This window comes from Streptomyces sp. NPDC048291, assembly GCF_043201715.1.
Taxonomy (GTDB): Bacteria; Actinomycetota; Actinomycetes; order Streptomycetales; family Streptomycetaceae; genus Streptomyces.
Genome location: NZ_JBICZC010000016.1, coordinates 216,624 through 231,479, shown reverse-complemented (window position 1 = coordinate 231,479; position 14,856 = coordinate 216,624). Strand labels below are relative to the sequence as shown.

The following is a 14,856-nucleotide window of genomic DNA, read 5'->3' as shown; positions in this document are numbered from 1 at the left end:
GTCGTCGGGCCGATCACGCCTGCCACCCATCAGGCCGATCACCCCTGCCCCGAAAACCCCACGACCTGACCGGGAGTACGCCCTCGTGGCCACGTTTCTCTACAAACTGGGCCGGTTCGCCTTTCGGCGACGGCACTTCGTCGCCCTCATATGGGTGGCGCTGCTGACCCTCGCCGGCGTCGCCGCCGCCTCCGCCCCCGCGGCCGGCTCCAGCTCGTTCTCGATCCCCGGCACCGAGGCCCAGAAGGCCTTCGACCTGCTGGACCAGCGCTTCCCCGGTTCCAGCTCCGACGGCGCCACCGCGCGGGTCGTCTTCAAGGCGCCGGCCGGCGAGAAGATGACGGACAAGCTCAACAAGGCCACCGTCAAGAAGACCCTGAAGGAACTGGGCGACGGCTCGGAGGTCACCTCCGTCACCGACCCCTACCAGCAGCACGCCGTCAGCAAGGACGGCACGGTCGCCTACGCCTCGGTGCGCTACGAGGTCTCCGGCACCGAGCTCAAGGACTCCTCCCGCGACGCGCTGGAGACGGCCGGGCACGACGCCGAGAAGGCCGGACTCACCGTCGAGGTCGGCGGTGACGCGCTCCAGGCCGGAGCCGACGCGGGCGGCGCCGGAGAGGCCATCGGTCTCGCCATCGCCGCCGTCGTCCTCGTCGTCACCCTGGGCTCGCTGGTCGCGGCCGGACTGCCGCTGCTGACGGCGATCATCGGCGTCGGCATCGGCGTCTCCACCATCACCGCCCTCGCCAAGACGCTCGACCTCGGCGACACCACGTCCACCCTGGCGCTGATGCTCGGCCTCGCGGTCGGCATCGACTACGCGCTGTTCATCGTCTCCCGCTACCGCAGCGAGCTGGCCGAGGGCCGCGACCGCGAGGAGGCGGTCGGCCGCGCCGCCGGCACGGCCGGCTCGGCGGTGGTCTTCGCGGGCCTCACGGTCGTGATCGCGCTCGCGGGTCTCTCGGTCGTCGGCGTGCCGATGCTGACCAAGATGGGCCTCGCGGCGGCGGGCACGGTCGTGGTCTCCGTCCTCATCGCGCTCACCATGATCCCGGCGATGCTCGGCTACGCGGGCCGCCGGGTCAGGGCCACGGGCGAGAAGCGCCGGACGGGCACCCGCGCCGCCCGGCAGGACAAGCCCGGCCTGGGCGCCCGCTGGGCGAGCTTCGTGGTCCGCCGCCCGGCGGCCGTACTGCTGCTCGGCGTGGCCGGACTCGGCGCCATCGCCCTCCCCGCCACCCAGCTCGAACTGGGCCTGCCCGACGACGGCTCGCAGCCCACCTCCACGACCCAGCGCCGGGCCTACGACCTGCTGTCCGAGGGCTTCGGCCCGGGCTTCAACGGGCCGCTGATGATCGTGGTCGACGCGAAGGACAGCGACACCCCCAAGGCCGCGGCCACCAGGGTGGCCGACGACATCAAGGGCCTCAAGGACGTCGTGACGGTGACCCCGGCGGCGTTCAACAAGGCCGGCGACACCGCGACGATCACAGTGATCCCGGACTCCAAGCCGTCCTCCGCGCAGACCGAGGACCTGGTGCACGCCATCCGCGACCAGAGCGCCGACGTCAAGGCCGACACCGGCGCGCGGGTCCTGGTCACCGGCACCACCGCGATGAACATCGACTTCTCGCAGAAGCTCAACGACGCGCTGGTCCCGTACCTGGCGCTGGTCGTCGGCCTCGCCTTCCTCCTCCTGATCGCGGTCTTCCGCTCCATCCTGGTCCCGCTGAAGGCGGCCCTCGGCTTCCTGCTCAGCGTGCTCGCCGCGCTCGGCGCCGTCGTCGCGGTCTTCCAGTGGGGCTGGCTCGGCGGCCTGCTCGGCGTCGAGCAGACCGGCCCGATCATGTCGATGATGCCGATCTTCATGGTGGGCGTGGTCTTCGGTCTCGCCATGGACTACGAGGTGTTCCTGGTGACCCGGATGCGGGAGGCGTACGTCCACGGCGAGACGCCCGGCCAGGCCGTGGTGACCGGCTTCCGGCACAGCGCCCGGGTCGTGGCCGCCGCCGCGATCATCATGATGTCCGTCTTCAGCGGCTTCATCACCTCCAGCGAGTCGATGATCAAGATGATCGGCTTCGGCCTCGCCATCGCCGTCTTCTTCGACGCGTTCGTCGTCCGCATGGCGATCGTCCCGGCGGTGCTCGCCCTGCTCGGCAAGCGCGCCTGGTGGCTGCCGAAGTGGCTGGACCGGGCGCTGCCCAACGTCGACGTCGAGGGCGAGGGCCTGCGCGCCCTGTCCGACGAGAAGGCCGGCCACGACGACGAGGACCGGGAGCTCGTACGCGTCTGACGTACGGCTCGTGACAGACCGCCGGTGAGGGTCCGTGGGGACGGGGCGCCCTCACCGGCTTCCTCGTGCCCCACCGGCTTCCTCGTGTATCCCGCACTTAACCACTCGCCGCGCCTTCCCCCGCCCCGTTAGCGTGCCCCCATGACGACAGCCGCCACTGACGCCGACGCCCAGGGCTCCGGAGCCCATCCTCGTTTCGCCGCCGCCCTGGAGGAGCTGGGCCTCGGGGAACTGACCTCGCGGATCCGGCGGTTCCCGGACGCCACCCGTACCGCCGCCGAGGCCGCCGCCGCGGTCGGCTGCGAGCTGAGCGAGATCTGCAAGTCCCTGATCTTCGCGGCCGACGGGGTGCCCGTGCTGGTGCTGATGGACGGCGCCTCCCGGGTCGACGTGGAACTCGTCCGCAAGGAACTCGGCGCCGCGAAGGTGACCCGGGCCGAGGCGGACGTCGTACGCGAGACGACCGGGTACGCCATCGGCGGCGTACCGCCCTTCGGGCACCGCACCCGCACCCGCGTCCTCGCCGACCGGGCGCTGCTCCGCCACGACGTGGTGTGGGCCGCCGCCGGCAACCCGCACGCCGTCTTCCCGATCGCCCCCGCCGCCCTGGTGGAGCACGCCGGCGCCACCGTCGCGGACGTACGCGAGCCCACGGCGTGACCCCGGCGGTCACCGCGGCCGTCCTGCTCGCCGCGGTCACGCACGCCGGCTGGAACGCGATCGCCCACCGGATCAGCGACAAACTCGTCGGCTCCTCGCTGATCGCCGGCGGCGGCGTGCTGATCGGGCTGCTGCTGATGCCGTTCACCGCGGTCCCGGCGGCGGGCGCATGGCCGTACCTGATCGCCTCGGCCGTCGTCCACGTCGCCTACTTCGCGCTGCTGATGCTCTCCTTCCGGCTCGGCGACTTCGGCCAGGCCTACCCGATCGCGCGCGGCACCGCGCCGCTCCTCGTCACGCTCTTCGCCGCCGTGTTCGTGCACGAGGTGCCCGACGCCCCGGCCGCCGCGGGCATCGCCGTGTCCTGCGCCGGGCTCACCGGCGTCGCCCTGTGGGGGCTGCGCGGCCGCCGCCCCGACTGGACGGCGCTCGGCGCCGCGCTCGCCACCGGCCTGACGATCGCCGCGTACACCGTCCTCGACGGCCTCGGAGTGCGGGCCTCGGGATCCTCCGTCGGCTACATCGCCTGGCTGATGGCCCTCCAGGGCCTCGCGATCCCCGCGTACGCCCTGTACCGCAGACGCGGTGAACTCCTCACCGCGGCGCGCCCGTTCGCGGTCCTGGGACTCTCCGGCGCGCTCCTGTCCGTCTTCGCCTACGGCCTGGTCCTGTGGGCCCAGACCCGCGCCGAACTCGCCCCGGTCGCCGCGCTGCGCGAGTCGTCGGTCAACCCTTGCTGATGCAGTAATAACTTCGCAGGTCAGGTCATTTCAACCCAGGGTGAGCCATCGGATTCCCAGACGGCCGACGTCCAACGCTTCCTCGCTGGTGATCGGCTCGCGCCCCGTCGCCTTGCGCAGGAAGCGAAGTCGACCCCAGCCCAGCTCGTCCAGCCCCGCCGCCCCCTCCGGGCCACCGAGCAGAAGACTCTGCACCAAATCTGCTGCCTGGGAGGTCAGCCACGGTTCGCGCCCCAGGGCGTCGGCCAGGTCCAAGCCGTGCACGGCGACCTCGACCACCCGCGTCAGCAGGAACTCCGACAGGAGCATCGGATCGCCGTGCCGGGTGCGAACCACACGCCCTTCGGGTTCGGTCCGGCACAGTCGGTCCACCTGTTGCCACACGGTGTTGAAGTCGTCGGCGAGCGCGGCGCCGTTGAGCTGTGCGGCCGCGTGGTCCTGGGCCAGGGCGATCCGGGTCGCGTTGGTATCAGGAGCGAAGCGGTCGTCGGGCCGGTAGTACTCCGCAGCCGAGACCTCGGCACGGGGCGGTGGTGCTGGCGCGGCCAGCATGCCCGGCAGCCAGGCGATCACCACTCGGATGTGAGCCAGCAGGTCACTCACGTTCCACGGCACGCACCGTGTCGGCAGACCCCATTCGGCCGCTGAGACCCCGGTCATCGCCCGCGCAAGCTCGCCCGCCTCCAGACGAAACGCTTCGACCACCCGCCCCTGATCCATACCGATCAAGCTACCGGCCGGAACTCGTGCAGTGGCAGAAGCCGTCATCCCGGAGATGCTCAGTCACGCCGGTCGGAGAGCAATCGCCCCGCCACAGCCAACACCAGCCCGGCCATGACGAGGTAGAGGCCAAGGCGTTCTTCGGGCACTGTCTGTGACCACACTTGCCAGGCTGACGAGGTGTAGGAGTCGGCTGCCAGGAAGGACCCGTAGACCCTGGGGGGCGTGCTGGTCCGGCCGCGCACCCACAGCAGGGCGCCTATGGCGGCACAGGTCGCGGACATCGCGTACAGGACCGTGGCGCGGCGCGGATCCGGTCTGTTCACGGACTCTCCCTCGGCTTGTTGTTCTGGCGTGTGGATTCTCGCCGCCCGTACCGGTCATGTCCGCCCCGGGGACTCGTTCCGGCCGGTTGTGTGCAACGGCCTTGGCCATTGCCCTTGCGGTCTGCTGGGCTTGGTCCGTGGACACCGCCGCTGCCGACCGTCCGTCGGCGACCTACGACCGCATCGGCAGGGGATACAGCGAGATCCGACGTCCTGATCCCCGACTGAACGCCTTGATCGGCCAGGCCCTGCAAGGCGCCCGTACCGTTGTCAACGTCGGCGCCGGCGCCGGTTCCTATGAGCCAGAGGGCGCCGACGTGACAGCTGTCGATCCCTCTCAGGTCATGCTCGACCAGCATCCTGGGACGAAGAAGGTGAGGGCCGGGGCCGAAGCCCTGCCGTTCCCTGACGGTTCCTTTGACGTTGCCATGGCCATTTTGACCGTCCATCACTGGGCGGACCTGAACCGGGGACTCGGCGAGATGCGCCGCGTGGCCCGCAGGCAGGTCGTCTTCACCTGGGATCCGACGCACCGGCCGGAGCTCTGGCTGCTGAAGGAGTACCTGCCGGAAATCCGCGAGTTGGACCACGCCCGTTTCGCCCCTGTCGACGAGGTCGCCGACGCGCTCGACGCGCACACCGTGACGCCTTTCCCGATCCCGCACGACTTCACCGACGGCTTCCAGTGCGCCTACTGGAGCCGACCGGAGTTCTACCTCGATCCGGTGATCCGGCGAGCCAGTTCCACCTTCGCCCAACTGCCGCCCTCCGTGGTGGAGCCGGCGATCGCCCGACTCCGCGCCGACCTCGACTCCGGCGCCTGGCACCGCCGCCACGCCGACCTGCTGGGTCAGCAGGACATGGACTACGGATACCGCCTGCTCATCGCAGGCACGTAGCCTCGGCTGCCCTCTACGTCACATCAGTCAAGTCTTGCTGAGGCGGTAATAACCTCGCTGGTGACGGTTGGGTGAGGTCCTCCCGCATGTCCTGAGGCACCGTGCGCCCTGAGTGGTGGGGCCTTAACCGCTGGAGTCAACGGTTCGCTAGATGTATCCCAAGCGTCCAGTCGGCGCGTTTTGGTGCATGGTGAGCACCCGGTTTCTCCCACATCGACTGTGGGCGATGTCCCGCAAATGTGATCCCTTGTGGGAAACGTCGTTTATAGCTCCTTGCCGGATGGCACAAACCATTCTGGAGGCCTCTCCGATAAGAAAAGACACGTCCGCTTGGTCAATCCGTACACCTGGCCGATTCAGATTCGGCGAGAATCACGCTAGGTGCAAAGAACTACTGTTACCAAATGTGCAGACTTGACCGTTGCCACCTGCGCGTGTCAAAAAATTCCAATCCCCCCGAGAGGGCTGCAGCAGCGAAAGCGTCCCAATCCAGAAGGTGAGAAATTTCAAACCTGCGCACACGGAGTCGCAGATCCTCCAAAACTTCACTGAGTGGAAGCATAGGGCGCGCGAAATCTCTGGCTGCGACTGATACAACAGAACCAATCACCCAGGACAAGCAAATGAGTCTTTCATCGTCTGACCCTTGCCAATCCGGCTTCTTCTTCATGTCGTGCACCATGCCCGCCCACGGATGACCTGGAATCAAGTACAACTCATTACCTACGCGTACGCCCACTTCTTCATCTGTGAACCCACTGACTGAGACATCTCCAATGGGAATATGGACCAGTTGATTTCGTGTCCGTCCCCATCGGGGGTCTTGGTCCGTAGAAAGCCGCTCGAGGCCAGCATCCGCAAGGTCCGCCGAAGACCAGAGAGAATTCCCGTCCTTCTTGATCCATCTGAAATCACAGCGCCGTTCCGACTTATCGGCCTTTATCTCGGAAATTTGCCATGCCGAAAGGAAGAATTCATCGACGTGGCCGTCGCGCCCCAAATGGGTACAGATAACCGGCTCAGATTCCTCCCATTGATCCTCCGCATCCGCGAGTACTTTCATCACAGATGCCCTCGATCCACCTGGTAGCTCACGGAGAAGATATTCGATGTGCTCCATCACTGCGCTCTCGGTCATACGGAGCGCATCGAAGTCGAGCAAATCTTCAGCTGAGGCAGGCCTGCGACTTCCACCTTGTTCAAGCAGGAACAGAGGTACCTTACTCAGGCTTTGCCTCAGAGAAGTGCGCGAGACAGGAACGGCATCACTAGTCGAAAATACACGGGAAATAACCGCAGCTTCACCTGTTGCCCAGGTCATGGAATGAGATCGAGCCGACTGGAGCTGCTCCACTTCCTCCCGGATATGATCACAGTAGGCAGAGTAAATCTGCTCAACAACCCGTGTAAACTCTGGCGTGGAGTCAATGGCAGATCGAGCTACGTTGGTGCGAGGCGCATGCGGGCCCTCGGCGTTAGCAAGTGCCCAAACGCCGTGTGCTCGACGAAACCCTGGGGGGTAGCTTTCTACCCGGATACCACCAACGCAGGTACCAACGAGAATATCGGCTTCTCGCACTGGAGCCGAGAAGGGAAGAAACATCCACTCGTTGAAGTATTCATTCCATCTGACAGCATAGGCGATTGACAGGCCTTCTAGATCCTTCTCAACGATTTTGATCTTTTCCTCGTCGAGTCGTTCATAGAAATCAGCACCGTGCCGAGAAATAGCATCTCGCAATGCGTGACCGACAGATTCATAACCGACTTTGACCGCCTCCCCTGAATCCACACCAACGGTCACCTCGCATTCGGGAAGGACGATCCACTTCTGTGCGATTCTGAGGACGTCTCCTACGTCGGCGCTGGGGCGAATCTTGAGTCTTACGGAAGTTCCGTGTGGGAAAAGATCCCTGTCGATGTCAGTCTTGTTGATTGTCCTGACTAGGTACTCGCCGTGTACGGACCTCAAAGACAGTTGACGAGCTTCGTTCTCATCTGGATGGCAGGTGAGAATCTCCACCTCGTCGGCCACCATGAAAGTGGAAAGCACCCCGATACCGAATCGGCTAATAGGGTTGAAGTGGGGATTCTTTTTGCGAAACTCGTCCTCCTGGTAGCGACTCGATCCAGCTTTCAGAAGATTGTTCTCGATGATGGCCTGCGTCATTCCAGATCCATTATCGCGGACCTCAAGAGTTCTCGATTTAGAATCCCACCTGACCCGGACCGTACCGCATGAGGAGGATTCGTTTCCATGCTGAAGCCGAACGGCATCGATCGAGTTCTGCATCAGCTCACGCAGCACAACGTTGGAGTCGTTGTACAGGGTGTGGCCGGTTAGTAGATTAAGTACCTTGGTCTGGTCAAGAGAGAATTGAAAGGTTTGAGTCAGGAAGCCCTTTGCTTCGATCTTGGACGTGTCGATGTACTTCCACGGAAATTGAAAGTTGAGCCCGTTTGCTGTGTTGCTACGCTGGATCCAATCGTGGCTTTTCCGCAGTTGGACAGCGGCATACCTGAGGTATGATGTCAGGCCGAAAAATCCGTCTCCATCGGTAAACTTAGCGTATACGGCAATAGTGTCTCGTGGTGCGACCTCGCTCCTATTGCCGTCAGCGTCCAGTCCCCAAACTGGCTTGACCGCTCGAACTGCCATTTGCTTGGCCCATTCGACCTGACTTATTGGGTCGCTGGGATTAAGTACCCTGAACGCGATGGATGGAGTTCTATCCCGCGTGATGTGAAGCAAATCAATGGTGCGCAACAAAACAGCTGCATACTGAACGTTCGCTGACTCTTCGTCACCATTTCCATAGTACTGCTGCACCGGGTAAATGTCGGTGTCGTACAGGTCTTCCAGATGGTGGCTCTCGCATACTTGCGAAAGGTCATCCCGAAATACGGGCTCCAGAGGAGCTAGGATGCGTTGAACTTCATGCATCATAACGGTGCTGATGCCTGCGGCAGGATAATCGTTACCCAGAATCCAATTCTTGACCCTTAGAGCATGATTTTCGCGCACAAATTCTTGATAGAGAAACCTCTCTCGCTCGTCATCGCCTAGCCGGGTTAGGCGGGCTGCATAGTCTCGTCCTTCGGCATCGTCCGTCAGTAGCACGTCGGCGCGAAATTTCTCGAATCCAGACTCGTTACGTTTCTCATACTCCTCCCTGGTAACCAACATTCCCAGATCGTGAAAATAGGCAGAAAGGACAATTAGGAGCCAGTCGGCCGGAGTGAGGCGATCCTTCGTTTCGTCAGGAATAAGCCAATCCAGCTTCTCAAGCATCACATCGATGTGCGAGATATCGTGCTTGGTGTACTGATCAAAGAACCCAAGTTGGCCAATCCTCCCGAGGAGCTCTTCAAGATCTTGCTTTGTCTGGCGTAGGCTAAATCCACCAAAAGCCGCATAGTTCGAGGCTTTCTCGGCCATTCGTTCGGCGAGCGAAGACAGAGAACTCATGAATCCTCCATGTAGCGGGTGCGCTTATGTTTGACAGGAAGCAAGACGGGCTACAGATGAGGAGTTCCACTCAATCAGCGTCAGGGGCGTGATCGTAGTTTGGCCTCAACTGGGATGCCATGCCGGAATCCTGCAACCGGCAGGGCAGGGATTTCATCTAATCCTGGGCAGAACGAAGAAGCCGGCAAGTGACCACATAACGATCATCGATATGATAATGAACAACAGAACGTAAGTCTCGTACCATCTAAAGAGGTTACCGGGGTGAGGTCGCTTACGAAATCCTGGTGCAACCATCTCATCGGTTATGTCGCATTCCTCATTACGGTAATCAAGCCAGGCAAAGGCGCCTACAACAATCTGCGTCATGGTGAATGCAGCAACTACTGTAGTGAGCGCTAGTAGCCCGATAACTCCGCCCCGAGCTGTAGCAGGATCAACCCCCCACCGCCGGTACCCAACGAAGAGCGCGAGCGACGCGCCGACAAGTGTAGTGGCCAGCGTCTGATAAATTGCGAGGAAGCGGTACCCGTTCTCATTGACAGCATGAATCTGCTGTAGTATGTACCGATACCGCTCCATGGCGAACTCTTTGCGTACGACCTCTATTTCCGGCCTGTCTTCCGATGTCGTCATCGCACCCCCGTCTGACTGCCAATCAGCGTAGGGCATCCTGTCCTGCTTCGTAGTCGACTTGTACGAAGATGTACAGTCGTAATGTTGCGGAGCGTGCCCAGACCTCGGTCGTGAGTTCCGCTTCCGTTCGGTTACCAAGCGCTCTGCTCGCTCCCATCGGACCCTGGATGCCGGTGCGCGGCAGCACTCTGTGCGTCTTCATGGGGCACTTGGATTCTCCCTACGCCGCTGATCACTAATAACGACTGGGTGCGGGTACGGTCAGAGTCGTGTCCTGCGCATGTCGGGTTGGTCACCCATAGGCGTGCGCTGGTTGATCGCGCGCGACTAGGGGAGCTGGTACGGGCATGGCGCTTGACGCTGCTCGCACGGAAGAGGGGTTCACGTCGGCGACGGCTACGCGGGTGATGGCTGCCGCGTGCCAGGCTGCAGGGCTCGATGACAGAAACGCAGAGCTGATCCGTCTCGGTGAGAACGCGCTGTTCAGGCTGGCTTCGGTGCCGGTCATCGTGCGTGTGGCGCGGGGGAAGGAGTATCTACCCAAGGCGCGCGTGGAAGTGGGCGTGTCACGGTGGCTCGGAAAGGAAGGGTTTCCGGCTGCTCGCATCGTTGAGGATCTGGAACAGCCCCTCTTGATCGATGGCCACCCGGTGACGTTCTGGCATCTGATCGTTGAGGGGGACCGCAAAGCGACGTACGGGGAACTGGGCGGTGTCCTGCGGGAGCTCCACTCCATGGCCGTGCCGGACGGGCTTGTACTGCCGTCGTACGACCCCTTCGACAAGCAGGCTCTGAGGCTTGATCGGGCGGTTATCCCGGACGATGACAAGGTGTTCTTGCGGAAGCGCTGGCACGAACTGCGCGACAGGTACGCCGAGCTGCGGTTCGAGTCGGCCAAGGGGCCGGTGCACGGAGATGCCCACGTGCAGAACCTCATGGTGGACGACCAAGGTCGCGTGATCCTGATCGACTTCGAGATGTTCTGCTATGACCACCCTGAGTGGGATCTCATGGTCACAGCTGTGGAGCACCACAGCCTTGGGTGGCAGACTGACGAACAGTACGCCGACTTCGTAGCCGCGTATGGGCGTGACCTGTACGACTGGCCCGGCTACGAGACGCTGCGCGGGATCCAAGAGTTCGGCATGACGACGTGGCTCATGCAGAACGTTCAGGAGGACGAGTAGACTGCGGCTGAGTACCGCCGGCGCATTGCAGGGCTACGGAACGACGATGCGCCTCGGGACTGGCGGCCCTGGTAACTCCTACTCGTCGTCCTCGTCCAAGCGGGTGAGCGCATCGCGCACCTTGTCGCTGAAGGCGGCCACAGCGGGGTTCGTCGCGTGCACACTGACCTCGCTCTGGAAGTCGGTCACGTAGCGCTGGAACCGCGTGGACTGGAGGGAGTCGCCGCCGTCGACTGCGAGGCTCGCGGTGGTGACGGCGGCTTCCAACTCGCCGTTCAGTAGCTGGCTCTGGGCAAGCACCATGCGGCAGAATCCAAGAGTGCGCGCGTACTTCGGGTCGGTGCTGTCCACCGCTCGCTGGGCCTGCTCGACTGCTTCGCGACGCATCTTGAGGTCCCGGAAGCAGTGGCAGAGTTCGCCCATGAGTTCCGCTTCGTCGAAGTAGCTGAGCCATGCCGGGCCGTCGGCGCTGTGCGCGCGATCGAGATGGCGCTCTGCTTCCTTCATCGCGCGAGCAGCCGCGATGCCGTCGCCTGCGTTGGACAGAGCGCGAGCCTCCATCGCCGAACTCAAGGCCATGGCACGTGGAGTGGCCTGCCCCTTGGCGCCTTCAACGGCTGCACGGGCTAGCTGGATGGCCTGGGCGTGATTGCCAAGGTAGTTGGCCTGATGGCTGAGGTTGCCCAGGATGCGGGCGCCGAACATGCGGTCGTCAATGACCTGGGATAGGCGCAGGGTTGACGTTAGGTAGCGGTGGGCGAGCCGGTGGTTTCCGGCGTCGTAGGCGGTCCACGCCAGCAACTGGGACACCTCGGCGGCAGCGCTGAATAACGCGGTGCCCACCTTCTCGCTGTAGCTCACGCTCAGGAGCGGCAGCACCTCGTGCCGGAAGTAGTGACGTAGTGCCTTGTGGCCGTGCCCTCCGCCGTACTTGAAGTCGAGAGCCATGAATGTCCCGGCGGCATCCCTGATCGCTCGGACGTCACGCATGCCCACTCGTTGGAGAGCTGGCCTGTCTGCCTGGATGCCGTCGGGGCGCGCGATCATCCATGTCAGGACGGCGGAGCTGAGATCGGCCTCCGCGATGATCAGTTGGTTCGAAACGGGGGCGTCGGCGCGCTCCTGGGCGAGTCCATCAAGCATCGACAGGACATCGGGGACGGTGCCGGGGTAGCCGATCGGTTCCGGCGTAGTGGGCTTGGTGTCGCCGAAGAATCCGAGATCGCCGACCGTGATACGGCGGCCCAGCTTGGCCGAGAAGACATCCGCCATGATCGCGGCTGTCTGCGGCCTGATGCTTGAGCCGTTGCGCCAACGCTGTACGGAGACGTGAGTCGTTCCCAGTTCCATGCCTCGTCGGTCGGCCTCGTCCGTCATGCGCTTCGCAAGGCCCTTGTTCGAGATCTTGCCTTCGCTCATGACGGCGATCAGCTGCGCGTTGGGCTCTCGGCTCATGCTCCCCTGCCAACCCGAGAATGACGGCGAGTGTTCATCTTGTCACAGCGCTATCCGGCTGGGGGGTTCATTCCTGAACCCCCCTTCGCTTTGCAAGTGCTCAGGTGGACCCCCCAATGAACGCTCCCGTTCGCGTCCCCTGCGCCGTGTACTGAGTTGCGTGAAGCAAGCGGAGACATGAGAGCTGCCGGAGGGACACGATGAACGAGGGGAAAGCCAAGCATGTGATGGGTGAGCTGGATGCATATGCTCACTGGTTCGTGGCGCCGAATCCGTCCTACGGCGGTCACTACATGACGGTGACGCTCTTCGCCGAGTTCTGCGACACCGGACGCATCGCGCGCGACACGGCCACCGTGTTCCTGCGGGGAGCGGTCCCGCGTGACCTCGTGTACGACGCCCAACTCGCCGTCTCAGAGCTGGTCGGGAACGTGGTGAACCATGCGGTTCCGGACCGCCACCACTCCAGTCCGGGTGCCTGCCGGCGCATCGACGTGATCTACAAGTTGTTCCCCAAGTGGCTCTTCGTCGGGGTCGCGGACGAGGACTCGACACCCCCGCTCCTGCCCATGGGTGACTTCTACTCGCCGGAGTTGGTGACGGAGTTCTCGGAGGCGGTCCTGGCTGACAGCGGCCGGGGGCTGATGATCACGCAGCGGATGGCGGCTGCCGTGTGGTGGACGCCGAAGGAGGGCGGAGGCAAGACGGTCTGGTGCCGATTCGACCTGGATGGCAATGCGGAGGACAGGCCGTACTGATGATCTCCGGCTCGCCGCCCCCACATCACTCCCACGCGATCGGGAGTGGGCGGCGGTCCGGAAACCGGCCGGAGTCTGACCACTCCGGCCAAGGAGCGCGGTCTCTGTAGAACCCGGGGGCTCCCCTCCCGGAGGGATCGCGCTTCATAACCAGATAAGGCCGGGCCACCCCGTCAGCCCTGGAAAGCGAAGGGTGGCCCGGCTGGGAACGCGACGGTTCCCGGTGCCTGATGGTACCGGGGCCGTCGTGCTGCGTTTCGGCCCTGGCGTAAGGAAGTTGACGATCCGTTACCTAGATCAGGGCAGAGGTGGGCAAGGTGACTAGCTCCGGTGAGGGTTGGCTGAGTGACGGACTCGAAGTGCCGGGCGAGGACTTCGGATTCTGGGCGCCTGGCGTCGACTACATGGCGGGGTGGCGTGAGGCGCAGGAGTCGGCCGATCGCTTGAACCGTGCGCTCCTGAGCGTGGGGTTCGAGCTGTCCGCTGTGCGGGCCGTCGCCTCGACGAACGAGGATGGGCAGGGGGTCGTGCGGCTGGCGGCCTGGCCTGGTGCGGTTGAGCGGCTAGCTCGCCTCCTGGAGGCGAGTGCGGATGGCCACGGTGGTGCGGCGTGAGAGGTCCCTCCGCCGGCGACCCCCAGCCCCTTGGGCCCCGGCCTGCGACGGCCAGTCAACGCCTCAACTCCGCGGGCCTCCTTGGTAAGGGGGCGCCTGCCGACCGGACGGGACCGGCGGCCACGCCGCACGCCCGGCCGGGGCGGCCGGGCGCCCCGGCGCGCCGAAGGCGCGCCCTTGAGGAAGTGAAGGCTGTTTCGACCGATCCTCGACCCAGCTCAGCCGGGGGTTCGTGGTGCGGGCTGTTTGTCGGCGGTGATCCGGTAGGCGAGTTCGGCGCGGTCGGCTCCGATGCGGAGTTCTTCGAGGATCAGGGGCGTCTCGTCGGTGTCGTGGGTGATGCGGGCCAGGTGCAGGATCGGGGTCGCGTCGGGGAGCTGGAGCGTGGTGCGCTCGTCGGGCAGGGGCATGCGGGCGCGTACGGTCTCGGACCAGGTGAGCTTGTGGCCGTCCTCGGTGAGCTGCCGGTAGAGGGCACCCGACCGCTTGTAGGGGTCCTCGGCGAGTGCCGGAACCATGTCCGCTACGGCGAACGGGATCAGGGTGCGGTGCATCGCACGCGTCCCCGTACTCGGGTCGAGGAGCAGCCGGTCACAGCCAAACAGGGCTTCCTCCTCGCCGAGTCGGAGGAGCCGGCCGGTGGCCTTCGTGGTGTGGGTGCGGTAGGTGCTGGGCTCTTCGGCTTCCTGCCAGACGTCGCCGTTGGGCATGACGAACTTGCCGTCCGGCGTGCGGCTGATCCGGCGCTCGATCGTCATCGACGGCTGTCCGTCGGAGCGCACGAAGCTGCCCTTGCCGTGGCGTACGTCGATCAGGCCTTCCGCCCGCAGGGCGGCGATGGCGTTGCGGACGGTGGGGCGGGAGACGCCGTAGCGGGTCATGAGCTGGGCTTCGGACGGCAAGAGGGAGTCGGGGGCGAACTCGCCCGACAGGATCGCTTCGCGGATCGCGGCGGCCACCTGCTGGTAGAGGGCTCCGGGGCGCTGGATCTCCGACATGTAGGCATCTCCGGCGGGTCGGGGTCGTAGGCACGTCGCACGCGCGGCGTCACTCGTCAGCATAAGTACTTGCGCTCTCGCCGTACAGGACTTCA

12 protein-coding genes and 1 pseudogene are annotated in these 14,856 nt (G+C 64.3%); 7 read left to right on the top strand and 6 right to left on the bottom strand.

The window, feature by feature from the left end; all coding sequences use genetic code 11:
* The first annotated feature begins 85 nt into the window (after positions 1-85).
* The 3 genes from ACGF5O_RS38930 to ACGF5O_RS38920 all read left to right on the top strand — a co-directional run bounded on the left by ACGF5O_RS38930 (position 86) and on the right by ACGF5O_RS38920 (position 3,699).
* Positions 86-2,299 carry an MMPL family transporter gene (locus ACGF5O_RS38930; protein ID WP_393814646.1) on the top strand — a complete coding sequence of 738 codons (2,214 nt, stop codon included), beginning with the start codon at positions 86-88 and terminating at the stop codon, positions 2,297-2,299.
* 141 nt (positions 2,300-2,440) lie between these two features.
* Entirely contained in the window at positions 2,441-2,959 is a 519-nt protein-coding gene (locus tag ACGF5O_RS38925; protein ID WP_393814645.1) for a YbaK/EbsC family protein, read from the top strand.
* Entirely contained in the window at positions 2,956-3,699 is a 744-nt protein-coding gene (locus ACGF5O_RS38920; protein ID WP_393814644.1) for an EamA family transporter, read from the top strand. Before ACGF5O_RS38925 ends, ACGF5O_RS38920 begins: the two co-directional genes overlap by 4 nt.
* 30 nt (positions 3,700-3,729) lie before the next feature.
* Here the strand turns inward: ACGF5O_RS38920 and ACGF5O_RS38915 are convergent, their stop codons facing one another.
* Both ACGF5O_RS38915 and ACGF5O_RS38910 read right to left on the bottom strand, forming a co-directional pair.
* Positions 3,730-4,419, bottom strand: a complete 690-nt coding sequence (locus tag ACGF5O_RS38915; protein WP_393814643.1) for a maleylpyruvate isomerase N-terminal domain-containing protein — start codon at positions 4,417-4,419, stop codon at positions 3,730-3,732.
* A 59-nt stretch (positions 4,420-4,478) separates the two neighbouring features.
* Positions 4,479-4,745 carry a hypothetical protein gene (locus tag ACGF5O_RS38910; protein WP_393814642.1) on the bottom strand — a complete coding sequence of 89 codons (267 nt, stop codon included), beginning with the start codon at positions 4,743-4,745 and terminating at the stop codon, positions 4,479-4,481.
* A 137-nt stretch (positions 4,746-4,882) separates the two neighbouring features.
* On the opposite strand from ACGF5O_RS38910, the gene ACGF5O_RS38905 reads away from it, so the two are divergent.
* A complete protein-coding gene (locus ACGF5O_RS38905; protein ID WP_393814641.1) occupies positions 4,883-5,644 on the top strand; it encodes a class I SAM-dependent methyltransferase in 762 nt (253 codons plus the stop codon).
* 397 nt (positions 5,645-6,041) lie between these two features.
* Here ACGF5O_RS38905 and ACGF5O_RS38900 read toward each other — a convergent pair whose 3' ends face one another.
* A complete protein-coding gene (locus ACGF5O_RS38900; protein WP_393814640.1) occupies positions 6,042-9,113 on the bottom strand; it encodes an ATP-binding protein in 3,072 nt (1,023 codons plus the stop codon).
* Positions 9,114-9,266: 153 nt separating this feature from the next.
* Positions 9,267-9,749 (bottom strand): hypothetical protein, encoded by a 483-nt coding sequence (locus ACGF5O_RS38895; protein WP_393814639.1) that lies wholly within the window; start codon positions 9,747-9,749, stop codon positions 9,267-9,269.
* 347 nt (positions 9,750-10,096) lie between these two features.
* Between ACGF5O_RS38895 and ACGF5O_RS38890 the strand changes: the two are divergent.
* Positions 10,097-11,011, top strand: a pseudogene (locus tag ACGF5O_RS38890) (aminoglycoside phosphotransferase family protein).
* Between the two features lie 3 nt (positions 11,012-11,014).
* Here ACGF5O_RS38890 and ACGF5O_RS38885 read toward each other — a convergent pair.
* Positions 11,015-12,391 (bottom strand): sporulation protein, encoded by a 1,377-nt coding sequence (locus tag ACGF5O_RS38885; protein ID WP_393814638.1) that lies wholly within the window; start codon positions 12,389-12,391, stop codon positions 11,015-11,017.
* A 200-nt stretch (positions 12,392-12,591) separates the two neighbouring features.
* Here ACGF5O_RS38885 and ACGF5O_RS38880 point away from each other — a divergent pair, with 200 nt between their 5' ends.
* Complete coding sequence (locus ACGF5O_RS38880) at positions 12,592-13,149, top strand: ATP-binding protein (RefSeq protein WP_393814637.1); 558 nt, start codon at positions 12,592-12,594, stop codon at positions 13,147-13,149.
* A gap of 317 nt (positions 13,150-13,466) precedes the next feature.
* Positions 13,467-13,763: a hypothetical protein gene (locus ACGF5O_RS38875; protein ID WP_393814636.1), complete on the top strand. Its 297-nt coding sequence runs from the start codon at positions 13,467-13,469 to the stop codon at positions 13,761-13,763.
* 218 nt (positions 13,764-13,981) lie between these two features.
* Here ACGF5O_RS38875 and ACGF5O_RS38870 read toward each other — a convergent pair whose 3' ends face one another.
* Positions 13,982-14,761 carry a GntR family transcriptional regulator gene (locus ACGF5O_RS38870; RefSeq protein WP_393814635.1) on the bottom strand — a complete coding sequence of 260 codons (780 nt, stop codon included), beginning with the start codon at positions 14,759-14,761 and terminating at the stop codon, positions 13,982-13,984.
* Between the last annotated feature and the right edge of the window lie 95 nt (positions 14,762-14,856).

Excerpts from the sequence above, each read along its gene's own strand:
- ACGF5O_RS38900 (WP_393814640.1), bottom strand. The coding sequence starts at position 9,113 with ATGAGTTCTCTGTCTTCGCTCGCCGAACGAATGGCCGAGAAAGCCTCG.
- ACGF5O_RS38895 (WP_393814639.1), bottom strand. The coding sequence starts at position 9,749 with ATGACGACATCGGAAGACAGGCCGGAAATAGAGGTCGTACGCAAAGAG.
- ACGF5O_RS38870 (WP_393814635.1), bottom strand. The coding sequence starts at position 14,761 with ATGTCGGAGATCCAGCGCCCCGGAGCCCTCTACCAGCAGGTGGCCGCC.
- ACGF5O_RS38915 (WP_393814643.1), bottom strand. The coding sequence starts at position 4,419 with ATGGATCAGGGGCGGGTGGTCGAAGCGTTTCGTCTGGAGGCGGGCGAG.
- ACGF5O_RS38925 (WP_393814645.1), top strand. The coding sequence starts at position 2,441 with ATGACGACAGCCGCCACTGACGCCGACGCCCAGGGCTCCGGAGCCCAT.
- ACGF5O_RS38880 (WP_393814637.1), top strand. The coding sequence starts at position 12,592 with ATGAACGAGGGGAAAGCCAAGCATGTGATGGGTGAGCTGGATGCATAT.
- ACGF5O_RS38885 (WP_393814638.1), bottom strand. The coding sequence starts at position 12,391 with ATGAGCCGAGAGCCCAACGCGCAGCTGATCGCCGTCATGAGCGAAGGC.